This window comes from Fructilactobacillus sp. X3R2C1 (assembly GCF_059901235.1).
Genome location: NZ_JBWXVA010000002.1, coordinates 171629 through 189723, shown reverse-complemented (window position 1 = coordinate 189723; position 18095 = coordinate 171629). Strand labels below are relative to the sequence as shown.

Here is an 18095-nt window from a genome sequence, read left to right as displayed (position 1 = left end):
TTTATAGTTCTTCAGAAATTACATTGTGATTAGTAAAAATATCAATGTCAGCAGCGATGTTAATAGCAGCTTTGGCAATTTCTTCAGCTGACATTTCAGGCGCCTTATGTTTCATTGCAGTGGCTGCTGCTAATGCAAAATTACCACCAGATCCAATTGCTAAAATATCATCGTCTGGCTCAATTACTTCTCCTGAACCAGATACTAAAAGCAAATTATCATGATCGGCAACAATTAGCATGGCCTCAAGTTTTTGTAACTGTTGATCGCCGCGCCATTCTTGAGCTAATTTTACTGAAGCTCTTTTTAAGTTGCCGCTATATTCTTTCAACTTTTTTTCAAACTTTTCTTCTAGGTTAAATGCATCAGAAACACTTCCAGCAAAACCGACTCCAACTTTCCCATCAAAGATCCGACGGATTTTATGTGCGGTTCCCTTCATGATAACTTTTTCTCCCATAGTAACTTGACCGTCACCAGCTAGTGCAACGTGACCATTATGTCTGATGGCGCAAATTGTGGTAGCTTCAAATTTTACTGTCATAATTAAATTCCCTTCAAAAGTTAGTTTGGATTATCTTCATCAGGACGCTTAAAGAACTTCTGGTAGTTCTTAAGTAGTCCTTCTTTAGTAACATGAGTATAAATTTGGGTTGTAGATAAATCAGAATGACCAAGTAATTCCTGAACAGTTCTAAGATCAGCTCCATTATTCAACATTTGAGTGGCAAATGTATGACGAAGCATGTGAGGATGAATTGAACTATTAAGACCACTTCTTTTCATAATTCCATCTAAAATGTATTCAATACCGCGGCTTGACAGTTTATCACCATGCTGATTGATAAATAAGTAAAGATGGTCTTTATGATATTCACGCATAATTGGCGTTCGACATTTCTCCATATATCGTAAAATAGCACTTTTAGCATACCTTCCAAATGGCAGATAACGTTCCTTGTTTCCCTTACCTAAAACAAGCATGATTCGATTATCAAAATCAATGTCGTTAATATCAAGATTGGAGCACTCACTGACTCTCATTCCCGTCCCGTATAGAACCTCGAGAATGGCACTGTCACGAGTAGCAATTCGTTTGTCTTGATTACTTGCGGCTGTTTTAAAAAGAATGTCTAATTCTTTTTGATAAAAGAATCTTGGTAAATGCTTATTATGCTTTTTTATGTGAACATATTCAAACGGATTGTCCGAAATTAGTTCATTGTTTAGCAAAAAATTAAAAAAAGACCTTAATGAAGAAATTTTACGAGCGATGGTGCTGTTCTCATCTCCTCTATCGTGCAAAGTACCTAAGAAAACTTCAACGTCAAAATTGTCGATATTTTTAAAGCTTTTAGCATTTCCTGACGTCTGTAGAAATACATTAAACTCCTCAAGATCGTCTTCGTAAGCTTTAGCCGTGTCTTTTGAATATTGACGTTCGTTTACAATATATTTTACGAATAGTTCGATTAGTTTTTTGTTTTGCATTATTTTTTCCTAAGTTAAAGTAACTTTTTACATTTTACCTTATAAATAAAACCGTTCCGAGGAACAGCTATTTTAATTATTTCTGAATATCTTCTTTATAATCGCCGTTTGGACAAATAACTTGCATGCCACCACGAACCTTTTTTTCAACCAAGAAATGACCACACTTTGGACAATCTCGTCCAATTGGCTTATCCCATGAAACAAAGTCACATTCAGGATAACGTGAACATCCATAAAACAAACGATTCTTTTTTGTTTTACGTTCAATAACTTGGCCTTTCTTACACTTCGGACAAGTTACCCCAATTTCTTTGACAATTGCTTGAGTATTGCGGCAATCAGGAAAGCGTGAACAAGCGTAAAACTTGCCATACTTACCCATCTTTACGACCATCGGCGCACCACATATCTCACAGTTAAATCCGGCTAATTCATCCTTAATTTGAACATCTTCCATAAGCTGTTCCGCATGATCCACTTCTTTTGAAAATGGTTGATAGAAGTGATCTACAACTTCAACCCATTTTTCTTTAGCTTCTTCGATCTCATCCAATTTTCCTTCGACATCAGCCGTGAAATCAACGTTGACAATGTCAGGAAAGTACTCTTCAATAATTTTATTTACAATCTCACCGAGTTCGGTTGGTTCAAATCGTTTTCCAACTAGTTTAACGTAATAACGTTTTTGAATTGTACCTAATGTTGGCGAATAGGTAGATGGACGTCCCACTCCATTCTCTTCTAAAGTTTTAATCAGATTGGCTTCAGTGTATCGAGCTGGTGGTTGAGTAAAGTGTTGGTCTGGATTATTTTTAGATAATTTAACGGTGTCACCACTATTTAAATCAGGCAAGATATTATCTTTCTCTTTCCCATTTGAATAGACTTTCAAAAAACCTTCAAATTTCATCTTTGAGCCGTTAGCACGATACGTTACACCATTTTGTTCAATGGTTACTGTTTCAGTATCCATAATTGCTGGAGTCATTTGACTAGCTACAAATCGTGACCAAATTAAATTGTAAAGTTTATATTGATCCTTAGTAAGATATTGTTTAATGTTTGCAGGAGTCCGATAAACAGATGTAGGTCGGACTGCTTCGTGCGCATCCTGAGCGCCTTCTGGCATTTTCCCCTTAATTGGTTTATTAGCAGAGTATTCTGCCCCATACTTTTCATGAAGAAAGGTAGCTGCCTCATGCTTAGCAATTGATGAGATTCTTGTTGAATCAGTTCTCATATAAGTAATGAGACCCTGGCTTCCTTCTTTGCCAATATTAATTCCCTCATAAAGTTGCTGGGCAGCCATCATTGTTCGTCCAGTCTTAAAATTTAATTTCCGGTTGGCGTCTTGTTGAAGAGTACTGGTTGTGAATGGTGCGTTTGGTTGTCTCCGTCGTTCTTTTTTAGTGACTTTTGTAATATCAAAATCAGCTTTTGGATCAATTTGTTTTAAAACTTTTTGCACATCATCATTATTCGCAAGTTTCGCTTTCTTGCCATTAAGACCGTAGAAACTGGCTTTAAACTTTGAACGCCCAGACTTAAATTCAGAATCAATTGTCCAGTATTCTTCTGGCTCAAATTTTCTAATCTGACGTTCCCGATCAATCACTAACCACAATGCCACTGACTGCACCCGTCCGGCACTTAATCCCTTTTTTACTTTTTTCCAAAGCAGTGGAGAAATTGAATATCCCACTAATCGATCCAAAACCCGACGTGCTTGTTGGGCATCCACGAGATTCATATCAATCGTTCTTGGATGTTTGAAAGCATCCTTAACGGTATCTTTGGTAATTTCGTTAAAGACCACCCGATTTTGATCATTAACGTCAAGATTCAATACGTGAGAAACATGCCAGGCAATTGCCTCACCCTCACGGTCAGGGTCAGATGCTAAATAAATCATCTTCGACTTCTTAGCCTCAGACTTTAGCATTTTAATTACGTCACCTTTCCCCCTAATTGAAATGTAATCAGGTTTAAAATCGTCTTCAATGTCCACGCCCATCCTACTCTTAGGGAGATCACGAACGTGTCCTTTACTTGCTACGACCTTATAGGTACTTCCTAGATACTTTTGAATCGTCTTTGCCTTAGCTGGCGATTCGACAATCACTAATTTTTTCTTTCTTGAACTTGCTTTACGTTTTTTTGTTTTAGTTGTTTTCTTTGTCTTTGCTACAGAAGTTGTGGCCATTAAAATTATCCTCGTTATTTTTTCTTCATTAATACATGATAATTTCCGTTTAAATTTCTTCCATATCATATTGCAGTTTTAAAGACCTGTCAAACTAAAGAATCTTCCAAAACATCATTATCACTCAAACAAGGACGTGCTCCAGAAGCAATTAGTTGATTACAACCCTTAGAAAGTGGAGAAGTAATATTACCTGGTATGGCAAGGACATCCCGATTTTCGGTCAAAGCCAAACTAGCAGTAATTAAACTTCCTGACCTTTGCTTTGCCTCAACAACAATTAATTTTTCGCAAAGACCAGCAATGATGCGATTTCGTTCCACAAAATGGTATTTTAAGGGTTTACTTCCTAATGGATACTCACTGATAACCAGGTTGGTTCTCATCAAATTATCCTGAAGCTGCGTACATTCAGCGGGATAAAAACGGTCGAGGCCTGTTCCAATCACCGCAATGGTACGGCCATCATGTGCTAAAGCGCACTGATGACTTAAACAATCAACTCCCTTAGCCAGACCAGACACAATCGTAAACTTTTTAAGTACCTGACGTGTAATAATATCCTTAATTGCTGCAATTGAATAACTTGTACACTGTCGTGCTCCTACCACAGAAATCGAACGTGTTGTAAGTAACGACACGTCACCCACATAAAAGAGCACAATTGGCGCGCAATAAATATCAGCAAGTTGTTCAGGATAACCATCATCAAGAATGGTTATCCAATGACACTTTTGGTTCAAACGAAAAGATCGCTCTAACTCACTACTTAAAAATGAATTCTTAAACTTCGTTGTCTGCAAATGATGACGTTTTAATAGATTGATTAATTCATCTTCAACCTCAGATAAAGACATGTTTTCAACTGAAGTCCCCTTAACCCACCGTGCAAGAATTGCTTCGCCTTTAATCCCAATCCCACGACATAACTTGATTCTAAGCAATAATTTCCGTTTATCCATTTTCTACCTCCTGGTTTGTCTATGGATAAATACGTAAATTAATGATTGATTGTTTTTAATACTGGTGAAAAAGTCTTGCGATGAATTGGGGTCGGACCAAGTTTATCTAAAGCCCGTAAATGTTCTTTGGTTCCATAACCCGCATTTCGTTCGAATCCATATCCAGGATACTTACGAGCGTATTCATTCATTAAATCGTCTCGAAAAACCTTAGCAAGGATACTAGCAGCAGAAACACTAACTGATTTTGAGTCTCCCTTAATCAACCTAGTCTGCGGAATACTGTCATCAATTGTCATGGCGTCCACAATAATATGACCTGGCTGTGGATCTAACATACTAATTACGTTTTTCATGGCAATTCTAGTTGCTTCATAAATATTGACTTGATCAATCATCTGACTTGAAACCGCAAAACAGTTGTAAGCAATCGCTTCCTTTTTGATTTTTGGAACTAGTTCTCGTCTTTTTTCATCACTTAATTTTTTGGAATCATTGACGTCAATAAGATCAAAGTCAACTGGTAAAATTGCCGCACCAGCGACTACTGGACCAGCAAGCGGCCCTCTGCCCACTTCATCAACGCCAGCAATATACTTCACCCCGCGTTGCCATATTTCTTTTTCATATTTAAGTCTGGTTAAAAAATCACGTTTTTTCTCGGTCTGGGTATTAATTCGCTTCAACGTTCTCTTAATAATTCTTTGAACTCCAATTCGTGGATCATCCCCAAAGCGGACAAAAAGCGGATCACTAACATTATCAACGTTAGCAAACCGCTCAGAAATTTCTCTAATCGTCATTACCATACTCATTTCTTTCCACCAGTTCAAGGGAATCTAACGTAAAACGCCCTAATTTTCCCTTTTGAACATCATTAATAATCCTGACGCTGGCTCGGTCGTAATCGTCTTTCATTCCAATCTTTTCAGTAATTTTAAGTAATAACTCAACATCACTTAGGTTTAAATCGGACGGACCCAAATGATAACGTTTCAAGATCTCGTCGCTATGGTGACTACGAAAAAAATGAAGCGCAAATAAAGCAATATCATCAGGATGATAAATACTCTCCTTAATTGCTCCCGTTAACGCTAATTTATCAGCAATCTCCTGATTTTGAAACTTCGGCCACAATATTCCGGGAGTATCTAATAATTCCATCGTTTTACTAGAGGTTAACCATTGTTGGCCCTTAGTTACTCCTGGACGATTGCCAACCGCTGCTGATCTTTTACTAACTAACTGGTTCAACAAAGTTGACTTGCCAACGTTCGGAACCCCAACACAGACAGCCTTAATGATGTCTTTTTTTAATCCCTTTGCTTGCGATTGTTCTAACTTATCCTTCAGAATTTTCCGAGCAGCAGTCTCAATCTTATTTCTGACCCCACGTGATTTTGAATCGATTGAGATGGCCGATAATCCCGTACTATTAAAGTAATCTAACCATTCTTTAGTCATCTTTGGATCAGCTAAATCAGATTTAGTTAAAATAAATAAACGTGGCTTATTACCTGATACCCGCTTAATCTCTGGATTAATCGATGAATACGGAATCCTTGCATCAACCAATTCAAAAATAATATCAACAACGTGGACATTTTCCTCAAACTGACGAATAGCTTTCGCCATGTGTCCAGGAAACCATTGTATATTACTTCCCATTTACTGCTCCTTTATCGTTAATCGAGGTAGGCAAGATACTCTTTCCATGCATCATCAAAAATTGTCATGGATGGTAAATAACCAGCATTTTCCTCCAAGTACTTAGAAAGCCTTTCAAAATTATCCTCTTGCTTTGGAAATAATTGATCAAAGAACGCATTATTAGCAAATTCCGCAATTGGATCAGAACTCCCTGGATGTCTTCTAGTCATTAAAAACTCATAAAAACTTTTTCTCAATTTCTTACCTCTTATTTCTTACGCTTAAATATCTCAAAAGTATGCGGATAAACATTATGTTCATCAACTTTTCCGGAAATCTTCTTTTCTAATTCAAATTGAGAATAATCAATATCAATCATTTTAACATCCCCATCAAAATCATGATTGATACTAGTACGATATAGATAATCAACAAACGGCAACAAATCTTCAAATACGGACGTTCCACCAACCACAAAAATCATTTCATTAGGGTATCTTTTTGCATACTTCAAAAATTCATCAACTGTTTTAAAGGTCACAACCCCACTCGGAAAATCACTCTGCGGGCGGTGAGTCAAAACCAAATTTTTGCGTCTTGGTAATGGTCTTTTAAAACTGTCATACGTGGTTCTACCAGCTAGAATTTGATGATCGATCGTATTACGTTTAAAAAATTGCATGTCATCCGGCAAGTGCCAGGGTAATTTACCATCTTTTCCAATGACATGTCCATTTGATTCTGCCCAAATATAAGCTAACATAATAATCTCCTATACTGCCACTGACGCTTTAATTGGCTTGTCGTGGTGATAATCAACCACCTTAATATCATCCATATCATAATCAAAAATACTTTCCTTATCGGGATTTAGCCATAGATGTGGAGCTGGGTGTGGCTTTCTAGTTAACTGCTCTTTGACTTGATCAATGTGATTACTGTAAATATGAGCATCACCCAACGTATGGACAAAGTCACCAGGAATTAATCCGACCTCTTTGGCAATTAAACTAGTAAGTAAAGCATAACTTGCGATATTAAATGGAACTCCCAAAAAAATATCACCACTACGCTGATACAATTGGCAACTTAACTTGCCATCGTTTACGTAAAACTGAAACATTACATGACAAGGTGGAAGAGCCATACTAGGAATATCTTCTGGATTCCAAGCACTCACAATCATTCTTCTGGAATCAGGATTAGTTTTAATGGTATTAATAACATTTTTAATCTGGTCAATGGCCTTACCATTGCTCGTTTTCCAGTTACGCCATTGGCTTCCGTAAACCAAGCCTAGATCGCCATATTTTTTGGCAAAATCATCGTCATTTAAAACTCGTTCACAAAATATTTTCTTCTGCTTTTGGTATTCTTCATTAAATTCGGGATCACTTTGTGAACGCAAACCAAAATTAGTCATATCTGGTCCATGATATTCATCAGAATTAATCCATTTTTCAAACGCCCATTCATCCCAAATATGATTATTATGTTTAAGTAAATAACGAATGTTAGTATCACCCCGCAAAAACCAAAGTAATTCTGATTTAATCAACCGAAAGGGAACCGCCTTAGTGGTTAAAAGTGGAAAGCCGTCCTGTAAGTTAAAACGCATTTGATAACCAAAGGTGCTAATGGTTCCGGTACCAGTTCGATCTGATTTTTTGTGACCATTATCTAAAACGTAACGTTCTAGATTTAAATATGCATCCTCTAACATTTTAATCTCTTCCTTTTTTAATAAAAACAACTACTCATCAACGTACTGGCTCAAATATTCCCATCGGTTCATTAATTGATCCGATTTCTGATTTAATTCATCAAGATTTCGTTGTAACTTTGCTAACTTATCGTAATCCGAACTATTTTCCTGCATCTGTTTTTTTACATCTTTAGTCTGGCGATCTAAAGAATTAATCTTGCCATCGATCTTATCCCACTCAATTCTTTCAGCATACGTTAACTTGGTTTTCGATTTCGTGCTTTTTTTCTCGGAAGTGCTATCTTTAGCTTCATCTAATCGGCTATTGGTTTGGTTCTTACCATCATGATGAACCTGTTTCCTTTGCATTTTCATTTTTTGTAGATAATCAGTAAATTGACCAGTATAACGCTCAATTTTAGCATTCCCATCAAAAATCAATAATCGATCAGCTACTTTATCAAGAAAGTAACGATCATGAGATACTGTAATCGTTGTCCCATTAAAGTGCTTGATGTAATCCTCTAGAACCGTTAAGGTCCCAATATCGAGATTATTAGTCGGCTCATCAAGAAGAAGCACATTTGGTTGCTCCATCAATAATTTCAGTAAATAAAGGCGCCTTTTTTCTCCACCTGAAAGCTTGCGGATCAAAGTTCCATGCATAAATTTAGGAAAAAGGAACTGTTCTAATAAATTAGTAACGCTAACCTTATTTCCATCCTTATCAACCACATTTTCACCGATATCAGTTAAATAACTAATAACACGTTTGTCTTCCGGGATTTTCTCCATTTTTTGTGTATAATATGCCATTTTAACGGTTTCACCAATATCAATGGTACCGGACTGAAGTGGAAGCTTTCCAGCAATTACATTTAAAAAGCTTGATTTCCCGGCACCATTTTCACCACTAATTCCGATTCGTTCACCATTTTGAATTAACATGCTGAAATCTCTTAGAATTGGCTTATGAGCAATTGTTAAGTTAGCGTGTTTAATGTCAATCACTTTTTTACCAAGCCGTTTTTGACCCATTGTGATATCGACATCTTCATCGATTGGATTGCCCTGATCAACATCAGCTTTTAAATCGTTAAATCGATTAATTCGTGCTTGTTGCTTAGTGGAACGAGCTTTAGCGCCTTTTTTCATCCACTTTAACTCTTGTTTGTAAAGCCGTTGCTGCTTATGAGAGGCAGCCTCTTGCTCTTCATCAAGTTCAGCCTTCCTCTGGACATAATCTTGATAATTACCGGGATACTTATAAAGTTTACCAAATGATAATTCCCATATTTGATTAGCAATTTGATCCAAAAAATAACGATCATGGGTAACAAATACTAAAGCTCCCTTGTATTTACTCAAAAACCGTTCCAACCAGTCAATCGAGTCAAAATCCAAGTGATTGGTAGGTTCATCTAATAAAAGTAAATCAGGTGACTGAATTAAAACCTGAGCTAATCCAACTCGTTTCTGCTGGCCACCCGACATGCTTCCCACCTTTTGATCTAAATCGGTAATTTTCAGTTGATTAAGGATGTTTTTAACGTCCACTTCCGCCGTCCAGGCATCCTCTTCATTCATTTTTGCTTCTGCATTCTCAAACTTTTTTTCAAAATCTGAATTTTCCGGATGCTTAGAATAATTTTTAAGGGCATGTTCATAGGATCTGATGATTTTAAAAATCTTTTGATCACCGGCAAAAACAGCGTCAATAACGGTTAGGTTTTCATCTAAATCTGGAACCTGCTTTAGGTATCCAATTGTGTATGACTTAGAAGTGGTAATTGTCCCATTAACATCATGATCAATTCCAGAAATAGTGTTTAAAAGGGACGATTTACCACTTCCATTCGTTCCAATTAATCCAATTCGGTCATGTTCATTGATAATAAAGTCAAGATTTTTAAATAAAGTCTTTTCACCATACGTCTTCGTTAAGTTTTCTGCTTTTAATGTTTGCACAATATCTGCTCCAATTATTTTTAATCATTATTTATTTGCTTCGATGCAGAAAGTAGTGAATCTGAATCATTTTTAATTTGGCCACTTATAACGGAACGTTCCAGTTGATTAAGAACATTTCCTAATAATGGACCTGGTTTAAAACCTCTATCAATCAACATTTTACCGTTAATTTTTAGTTCACTTTTACTTTTAATCGGAAGGCGATCATATTCATTTTCTATTTGGTCAATATTGACTACCTTACCTAAGGTCATGGCTACTTGACATGCGTTATCAAGATTGATGCGACCAACTTTATACGACGTTACTGGATCTAAAACATCACTTACAATCTTGTAAGTTGCTTTAACCGTTAGTTTAACGTTCTCGGTTAACCTATTTGATCCCTTCCAACTCTTCATCAGATGTCCAATCTGTTCACTATTTAATTCGCACTGACATGCAATTAAGGACCAAACCTGAACTTCATTATTAATGTATTCTGAAATGGGACGTGACCCTAACCTAGCTATTTCAGAAACATAATCACCCAAGACGGGAACATACTTAATTAAATTCGTTTGGATCATCTGTTTAAGCCCCCTGCCAGGAGCCATCCCTAGCATCATCTTTACAAATTCCACGTTAATTCGTTCCACAGCAATCTTTTTTAATAGATAACTATGTTTACTAATCGCATTAAAAGTGTTCTTTTCAATTGCAAAATTCAGTTTACTAGCAAAGCGAACAGCACGCATCATTCGTAAAGCATCCTCATTAAAACGTTGTTCTGGATCTCCAACAGCCTTAATTAGATGATTTCTTAAATCATTTAAGCCACCAAACAAGTCAATGATTTCACCATTTTCTTTCATGGCAAGCGCATTGATAGTAAAATCACGACGCTTTAAATCATCTTCAAGTGATCGAACAAAGGTAACTTGATCGGGACGCCGATAATCTTGGTATCCTGATTCAGTCCGAAACGTCGTGATTTCATAAGATCGACCATCGTGCACCACCGTGACGGTTCCGTGTTCAATCCCAGTATCAATTGTCTTCTTGAAAATGGTTTTAATTTCTTCAGGATACGCACTACTTGCGATATCAACGTCATGAATTGGTGCATGCAAAATAGTGTCACGGACTGATCCGCCAACAAAATAAGCTTGAAATCCCGCTTCTTCAATTGTCTGAAGAACCCTTCTAGCATCATCAAATTCACTTGGTAAGTTGTCTATTTTCATGATCCACACACCTTCACTGATTTCATTCTACCAAAATTATCATATAAAAGTTAGGCTTGTGTCTGGTTCTTGTGTTATGATTAAGTTAAAGTAACTTATTACAGGAGACAAATCATGAGTAACAATTATCCATATCAAGATCATTTTGAACGTTATCTAAGAAAAAAAGAACTCTCAAATGTAACCATTCGCGAGTATTCCAAAACCTTATCGGATCTTTTTAATTATTTATCTAATTTTAACGTGGGATACCAAGCGGATCACCGAGTTAGTCAAATCTTTGATCGAGACATCGAGCAATATCTAGATATGATCATTTCTAAGCGTAATAACGGAAACAATACCTATAACAAGGTTTTATCTCAGATCAACGTCTATTTTAAATTCTTATTTAACAACCATCTTAATACCCATCTTCCTACAATTAACATTAAAAGTAAGGAAAAAAACGAACATAATTCATACATTACCAAGTGGATCTATTCTTTACCAACTATCCTCGAAGATCCTGAGGTTCACTACTACACTAGAATGACGCTGTTACTTATCAGTAAGGGATACCAATCTTCAGAGTTTCTCTTACCTGGCTTTTATCATGAATTAAACCACGTTGACTTTTCACCTGAAGAAAAATCCTTTTTATCTAATTTTCAAAAATTTGTTACCCCGCTTCAAATTCGTCATCATTCAAAGGACCTCTTTTTAAAGCAAAGAATCGCTTCCAACTGCCATATTACATCTGCAGGTCTTCACAAATACTTAAAGCCAGATAGTGAATACCTAGCAATGAATCTTAATCCCAAATCACTATACCAAGCATTCGTCGTTAACTACCTCAATCAACATCCAAATGATAGTGACAAAACTCTTGCACAGGATTTAAGAATGGATCCAGCGTCACTAATCTATTATCAAAAATTAGCACAAAAATAAGGATCAGAGTATCAAATCCAACTCTGATCCTTATTTTTGTTACTCGTAATCTTCTAAATCTTCAAGCATGTATGCCATTTCATCATCAGTCGGGACAAGTTTCACATAATGTTTTAACAATTTAATGGTTTCCTTAATTTGACCATTCTCTCTGAACAATAAAATCGCCTCACGTAAGAAATCAGGATTATCATCAAAGTACGGAAGAGCTCGCTCATAGTACTTTTGAGCATCATCATACTTTTCAAGATGAGCATAAGACACCGCCAAATTCCAGTAAATTTGTGGATCGGTTTCTTCTTCTTTTACGTATGGGCTCAAAAAATCAACATTTTTTTGATATTCACCCTGCTTAACGTACAAATTAGATAACTTAATAACTAATTCCATGTTATCCGGATCAACCTGATGTCCCTTATTAAGATACTTCAGGGCTAGATCTTCTTTTGAAAGTTTAGCAGCAACGTCTGCGGCTTTAATGTCCATATTGACATTATACTGATCAACGCTCATACCCTCCTGATAAACCTTTAAAGCATTTTCAGGTTCATTCATTTGAATGTATGCTTCCCCTAAGTAAGGATATAGTGAGGCATACTGAGGATCCTCTTCTCGCAACTGCTTGAACATCTCAATCGCTTTAGCATAGTTCTTCAACTGTAAGTAAGTAAAACCCGTTTCAAATTTGACGTCTGGCGTCATATCAGTGGGCTTAATCTGTTCAAGGTATCCAATAGCCTGTTCAAAATGACCTGCATTAGCATATGCCACCCCTAACCTTTCAACCAAATTAACTGAAGAAATGTTCAAAACACCTTGTTTAATTATTCCCAAGTATATAGGAATGGCTTTATCAAATTGTCCGGTAGAAAAATACAATTCAGCCAGGGCAAATTTAATTACGTTTTCGTCTGGATCAATTTTTTCAGCTTCAAGTAATTTTTGTTCACTAACGTTATACATTTCCTGAGTTTGATAAAGATCAGCTTCAACCATCAAAGCATTAACATAATTTGGGGAATCAGGTTTAATCTCACTTAAATAATTAAGCGCTTTATCAATCTTGCCTTCAGAAATCAAAATATCTGCAATACTTGTTCTTAACTCGTCTTCCTCAGGATATTTTTTTAAAAGATCTTTATATATATCAATCGATTCGTTTAAAAAACCTAATGAATAAAGTTCTTCTGCTAACGAATAAATCATATCATCACTATCATTTACCTTGGCTTTTTTGATGTCATCATTAAATTGACTCATATCACCCTTTTTTAGGGCGTCTAAGGCTTGCTCTGAATAAGTCATTACACATGTCCTCCTACTAATAAAAAAACCAGTACGCATAAGCGCACTGGTTAAACCATTAAATAAAACTATTTAACAGCTTCCTTTAAAGCCTTACCGGGTTTAAAGGCAGGTACTTTACTTGCAGGGATTTGAATTTCTGCACCAGTTTGGGGGTTACGTCCCTTACGAGCGGCACGATTACGTACTTCGAAATTACCAAAACCGATCAATTGTACCTTTTCACCGTGAGTCAACTTGTCTTGGATTGAGTCAAAAACTGCATCCAAAGCTGCGGTGGCATCTTTCTTAGTTAAACCAGTTGCCTTTGCGACATCATTAACTAATTCTGCTTTGTTGGCCATGTGTATTCACCTCCTGAATAGATGTTTTTTATGTAAAAAACACCCAATAAGTTAAAGATTAAGCCAGGGGAAATGATGTACGACTACATCATTTCTAGTCTTAATTTAGCATAAGAATGGTGTCATTGCAACAAATAATGGAAGTATAATTAACATTTACTAAAAAAATTTTAATATAATTATGATTAGAAGGTTGTTACCATTAGTCATTACTTTCGACGCCTTGCTATCAAGTGAATTGGTGTCCCAGCAAAGTCAAAATTTTTTCTAATTTGATTTTCCAAATAACGTTTGTACGAAAAATGAAGTAGTTCTGGATCATTTACAAACAAGACAATCGTTGGCGGTCCAACAGCAACCTGGGTAGCATAGTAAATCCGAAGTCGCTTCCCATTTCTGGTTGGTGTTGGAGTAATTGCGATTGAATCCATGATAACATCATTTAAGGTTGACGACTGGATTCGACGTTGATGGTTTTCGTTAACTCGTTTAATCAAAGATGGTAACTGACTAACATGTTGTTTGGTCGTTGCGGATACAAAAATAATGGGTGCGTAAGCCAAATACTGAAATTGCTCACGAATATCAGCTTCAAATTGTTGTTGCGAGTGATTATCTTTTTTTAAAGCGTCCCATTTATTAACGACAATGATGACACCCTTGCCAGCCTCGTGCGCATATCCAGCAACCCGCTTGTCTTGCTCTCTAATGCCTTCTTCTGCATTGAGAACCATTAATGTCACATCACTTCCATCAATTGCTCTCATAGCTCGCATTACGCTGTATTTCTCGGTCTTTTCATAAACCTTACCACGTTTCCGAATTCCTGCGGTATCAACAATGGTGTACTCTTGACCATCATTTTCAAACTTAGTGTCAATCGCATCGCGAGTAGTGCCAGCTACATTTGATACGATCACCCGATTCTCTCCTAAAATAGCATTGACAAGTGATGACTTGCCAACATTTGGTCGGCCAATCACACTAAATTTAATACTATCATCGTCAGCTTCGTTAGCATTTTCTGGGAAATTCTTAACAACAGCATCTAACAAATCCCCTAAACCAAGTCCGTGAGAGCCCGAAATGGGATATGGGTCACCAAACCCCAAAGCATAGAAATCATAAATGTCGGCCCGACTTTCGGGATTGTCAATTTTATTAACCGCCAATACAACTGGTGTATCAGATCGATACAATAATTGGGCCACTCGTTCATCAGCGTCAGTCATCCCCTGCTTACCATTTACCATAAATATAATTACATCAGCTTCATCAATCGCAATTTCTGCTTGATCAGTAATTTGCTTAATAAATGGTTCATCAGCAACTTCAATTCCACCAGTGTCGATCAAATTAAAATTGTGACCAAGCCAACTCCCATGAGCATAAATACGATCACGGGTCACTCCAGGAGTATCTTCAACAATTGAAATTCGTTCACCAGCAATTAGATTAAAAATTGTTGATTTACCAACGTTTGGTCTTCCAACAATTGCTACAGTAGGTTTTGTCATTTTATATCACCTCTTATTTTTGAGAATAAAAAAAATCCTTCATAAATATGAAGGATAATTTTCTAATTACTCATTGTCATCATCATTTAATTCATTTCCAACAATGTCACCTAACGTAAAACCATTCTCTTCTTCAGGAGCATTATTAGTTGAATTATCACTCACATTTTTCTTTGGAGTTTTTTGATCATCTCTGGGGTCTTTTTCGAGAGCTTTCATTGACAATGCTAATCGATGTTCTTCAGGTTGAACGTCAAGGACTTTAACTTTAACGTCTTCGCCAGACTTCAAAACATCACTCGGCTTGTCAATATGCTTATGTGAAATTTGTGAAATGTGAACTAATCCTTCAACACCAGGGAAAACTTCAACAAAAGCACCAAAATCAACTAAGCGCTTAACTTTTCCATCAAGGACACTTCCCTTAGGAGCTTTTTCTTCAATGTCACTCCAAGGACCTGGTTGAGTTTGTTTAATTGATAATGAAATACGATTACGATCAGGATCAACTGAAAGAACTTTAACCTTAACCTCTTCGCCAACCTTCAAAACATCACTTGGTTTGTTAACATGTTCATAAGAAATTTCTGAAACGTGAACAAGTCCATCAATCCCACCAAGATCGACAAAGGCACCAAAGTTAGTCAAACGAGCAACTTTCCCTTCAACAACATCTCCGGGTTTTAGTGTGCTCATAATTCTATCACGAGCTTCTTTACGTTCTGCTTCAGCAATCGCTCTATGTGATAAAATCAAACGATTCTCTTCAGGGACAACTTCAATAATCTTAACTTCGAGTTCTTGACCTTTAAATTGATTTAAATCATCAACAAAGTGATCAGTAATCATGGAAGCTGGAATAAATCCACGAACTCCGTCAGCATTTACCACTAAACCACCTTTTACCGCACGAGTAACAGTAACTTTGATGGTGTCACCCTTATCAGCTTTTTCCTTGATGTCATCCCAAACCTTGAGAGCCTCAAGTCTTCTGATTGAAAGAAGGTAACTTCCACCTTCCTTATCATCACCAATTCGAGATACAACAACAACCTTAACTTTGTCTCCAACTTTGTAGTTTGAAGTTGGGTTATCTTCCCTTTGTGCGGAAATTTCTTTCCTTGGAATAACTCCTTCAACACCAGCGCCTTCGATTCCCACGACTAATTGCTGGTCATCATCAATGGCCAAAATTTCACCATTAACAACATCACCAACGTTTACCTGCTTAATATTATCGAGAGCGGCTAATAAATCTTTGTTTGCATTAGTATCGTTTTCACTCATCAAACATTTCCTCCTTGCAACAACTCTAATTGCTATTTTATCTTAGTTGGAAATAAAATACCAGTTAATCGGCTTTATTATTTGAAAGTTGTTGAATTTTATTTTCGATTAATTGCGAAATTGCCGCAACCACGTCATCAATCGACATTGAAGTGGTATCAATTTCAAAAGCATCAGATGCTTTCTTTAATGGGGATATCTTTCGATGGGAATCCTTATAATCCCGTTCCTCAATATCTTTTTTAAGTTTATTGAGACTAACCGAAATTCCCTTTGCTTGATCCTCTTTATATCTCCGCTCAGCTCGCTCCGTAACACTGGCAATTAAAAAGACCTTTACATCTGCCTTTGGTAGAACCGTCGTGCCAATGTCTCTACCATCCATAACGATTCCACCATCTTTTGCCAAATCCTGTTGTCTTTTAACTAATTCGAAACGAATTGATCCAAGTGCTGAAACTGCTGAAACATTGCTAGTTACCTGAGGATTACGAATATCATTTGTAACTTCTTTACCGTCAACAAAGACCTTTTGAACTGGATCACCCGGTTCAAAAGTAATCGTGGTTTTTTTTAAAAGATCAAGAAGGGTCTTCTCATCATTTAAATCCAATCCTAGTCTAATTGCTTTTAACGTAATTGATCGATACATTGCACCGGTATCACAATATATGTAATGAAATTTTTTTGCAACTAGTTTAGCTACCGTGCTTTTACCTGCTGAAGCAGGCCCATCGATTGCAACTTGTAAGCCGTTCTTACCCAAATGTAATCAATCCTTATCATTTATTTGTAATTATTTAACCCTTAAACTTTGTCCTGGATGAATCTGGCTGGATGAACTAAGTCCATTTAATTTTAATAACTGTTGCATACTAATACCCGCATTAGTAGCTACGCGATAAACTCCCTGACCCTTTTGAACCTTAACGTAATCATTACTACCAGCATTATCAGTGCCATTCGTTGTTTGGGCTGGTTTTTGTTGCTGCGAGTTATTAGCAGTAGACGATGAATCACTACTTGGAGTCGTACTACTTTGGTTACTTCCCATTTCGTTTTGAACGGATGAAGATGAAGCCTCTTCAGATCCAGCACCAGATGAAACAGTATTATCATTTGTAGTATCCTCACTTTGAACACTACCTGAGTTTGCTTTCGGTTTCTTTGATTTCTGATCTTTATTCTTTTTGGGTTTTTCGTGGTGCATCTTACTACTCTGAGTCTTTTCACTGGTACTCCCATTTCCAACCGCACGTTCCTTAGAAAGCCCAAAAACAAGTGCAACAAGGGCAATAATTACAATAACAGAAACCAGCATAATCACGACTAATGAATTACTACGGTGGTGCTTACGGTACTCTGTCCTTGAAAGATTTCCATCTGGATCGGTGTCATCTGAAAATGAGTCATCCCATGGATCATTTTTTTTGTTATCTTTATGTTTGTCGTCCCTCATAAATACATCCCTCCAAAACTTCTATGGTGATTATATCAT

Annotated in this window: 18 protein-coding genes; 1 reads left to right on the top strand and 17 read right to left on the bottom strand. The window is 36.7% G+C overall.

What is annotated here, in order from left to right; translation table 11 throughout:
* Position 1: 1 nt before the first annotated feature.
* The 11 genes from hslV to AC6UDB_RS02960 form a co-directional block, all read right to left on the bottom strand.
* The gene (gene hslV, locus AC6UDB_RS03010) at positions 2 to 544 is read right to left on the bottom strand and encodes an HslVU peptidase proteolytic subunit (RefSeq protein WP_500695638.1); all 543 of its coding nucleotides are present in this window, start codon (positions 542 to 544) and stop codon (positions 2 to 4) included.
* Between the two features lie 20 nt (positions 545 to 564).
* Entirely contained in the window at positions 565 to 1491 is a 927-nt protein-coding gene (gene xerC, locus AC6UDB_RS03005) for a tyrosine recombinase XerC (RefSeq protein WP_500709113.1), read from the bottom strand.
* Positions 1492 to 1567: 76 nt separating this feature from the next.
* On the bottom strand, positions 1568 to 3697 hold the full coding sequence (topA, locus tag AC6UDB_RS03000) for a type I DNA topoisomerase (protein WP_500695636.1): 2130 nt from the start codon (positions 3695 to 3697) through the stop codon (positions 1568 to 1570).
* Between the two features lie 89 nt (positions 3698 to 3786).
* Positions 3787 to 4659 carry a DNA-processing protein DprA gene (gene dprA / locus AC6UDB_RS02995; protein WP_500709112.1) on the bottom strand — a complete coding sequence of 291 codons (873 nt, stop codon included), beginning with the start codon at positions 4657 to 4659 and terminating at the stop codon, positions 3787 to 3789.
* Positions 4660 to 4697: 38 nt separating this feature from the next.
* Positions 4698 to 5462 (bottom strand): ribonuclease HII, encoded by a 765-nt coding sequence (gene rnhB / locus AC6UDB_RS02990; protein WP_500706475.1) that lies wholly within the window; start codon positions 5460 to 5462, stop codon positions 4698 to 4700.
* Positions 5452 to 6327 (bottom strand): ribosome biogenesis GTPase YlqF, encoded by an 876-nt coding sequence (ylqF, locus tag AC6UDB_RS02985; RefSeq protein WP_500709111.1) that lies wholly within the window; start codon positions 6325 to 6327, stop codon positions 5452 to 5454. The genes rnhB and ylqF overlap by 11 nt, the downstream gene beginning before the upstream one ends.
* 17 nt (positions 6328 to 6344) lie before the next feature.
* The gene (locus AC6UDB_RS02980; RefSeq protein ID WP_500693772.1) at positions 6345 to 6566 is read right to left on the bottom strand and encodes a YozE family protein; all 222 of its coding nucleotides are present in this window, start codon (positions 6564 to 6566) and stop codon (positions 6345 to 6347) included.
* An 11-nt stretch (positions 6567 to 6577) separates the two neighbouring features.
* Positions 6578 to 7072 carry a dihydrofolate reductase gene (locus AC6UDB_RS02975; protein ID WP_500693773.1) on the bottom strand — a complete coding sequence of 165 codons (495 nt, stop codon included), beginning with the start codon at positions 7070 to 7072 and terminating at the stop codon, positions 6578 to 6580.
* Positions 7073 to 7081: 9 nt separating this feature from the next.
* Positions 7082 to 8032 (bottom strand): thymidylate synthase, encoded by a 951-nt coding sequence (locus AC6UDB_RS02970; RefSeq protein WP_500695631.1) that lies wholly within the window; start codon positions 8030 to 8032, stop codon positions 7082 to 7084.
* Positions 8033 to 8062: 30 nt separating this feature from the next.
* On the bottom strand, positions 8063 to 9982 hold the full coding sequence (locus tag AC6UDB_RS02965; protein WP_500709110.1) for an ABC-F family ATP-binding cassette domain-containing protein: 1920 nt from the start codon (positions 9980 to 9982) through the stop codon (positions 8063 to 8065).
* Between the two features lie 20 nt (positions 9983 to 10002).
* Complete coding sequence (locus AC6UDB_RS02960; protein WP_500706467.1) at positions 10003 to 11211, bottom strand: CCA tRNA nucleotidyltransferase; 1209 nt, start codon at positions 11209 to 11211, stop codon at positions 10003 to 10005.
* A gap of 114 nt (positions 11212 to 11325) precedes the next feature.
* On the opposite strand from AC6UDB_RS02960, the gene AC6UDB_RS02955 reads away from it, so the two are divergent.
* On the top strand, positions 11326 to 12144 hold the full coding sequence (locus tag AC6UDB_RS02955) for a site-specific integrase (RefSeq protein WP_500693777.1): 819 nt from the start codon (positions 11326 to 11328) through the stop codon (positions 12142 to 12144).
* A 39-nt stretch (positions 12145 to 12183) separates the two neighbouring features.
* Here AC6UDB_RS02955 and AC6UDB_RS02950 read toward each other — a convergent pair whose 3' ends face one another.
* From AC6UDB_RS02950 to AC6UDB_RS02925, 6 genes are all read right to left on the bottom strand, one after another.
* A complete protein-coding gene (locus tag AC6UDB_RS02950; RefSeq protein WP_500695627.1) occupies positions 12184 to 13449 on the bottom strand; it encodes a tetratricopeptide repeat protein in 1266 nt (421 codons plus the stop codon).
* Positions 13450 to 13517: 68 nt separating this feature from the next.
* Positions 13518 to 13793, bottom strand: a complete 276-nt coding sequence (gene hbs / locus AC6UDB_RS02945) for a non-specific DNA-binding protein Hbs (RefSeq protein WP_010021419.1) — start codon at positions 13791 to 13793, stop codon at positions 13518 to 13520.
* Positions 13794 to 14002: 209 nt separating this feature from the next.
* Positions 14003 to 15310, bottom strand: a complete 1308-nt coding sequence (gene der / locus AC6UDB_RS02940; protein WP_500709109.1) for a ribosome biogenesis GTPase Der — start codon at positions 15308 to 15310, stop codon at positions 14003 to 14005.
* A gap of 66 nt (positions 15311 to 15376) precedes the next feature.
* Positions 15377 to 16597 carry a 30S ribosomal protein S1 gene (gene rpsA, locus AC6UDB_RS02935; RefSeq protein ID WP_500699464.1) on the bottom strand — a complete coding sequence of 407 codons (1221 nt, stop codon included), beginning with the start codon at positions 16595 to 16597 and terminating at the stop codon, positions 15377 to 15379.
* Between the two features lie 64 nt (positions 16598 to 16661).
* Positions 16662 to 17363, bottom strand: a complete 702-nt coding sequence (gene cmk / locus AC6UDB_RS02930) for a (d)CMP kinase (protein ID WP_500699463.1) — start codon at positions 17361 to 17363, stop codon at positions 16662 to 16664.
* A 30-nt stretch (positions 17364 to 17393) separates the two neighbouring features.
* The gene (locus AC6UDB_RS02925; RefSeq protein ID WP_500709108.1) at positions 17394 to 18056 is read right to left on the bottom strand and encodes a LysM peptidoglycan-binding domain-containing protein; all 663 of its coding nucleotides are present in this window, start codon (positions 18054 to 18056) and stop codon (positions 17394 to 17396) included.
* Positions 18057 to 18095 lie beyond the last annotated feature (39 nt).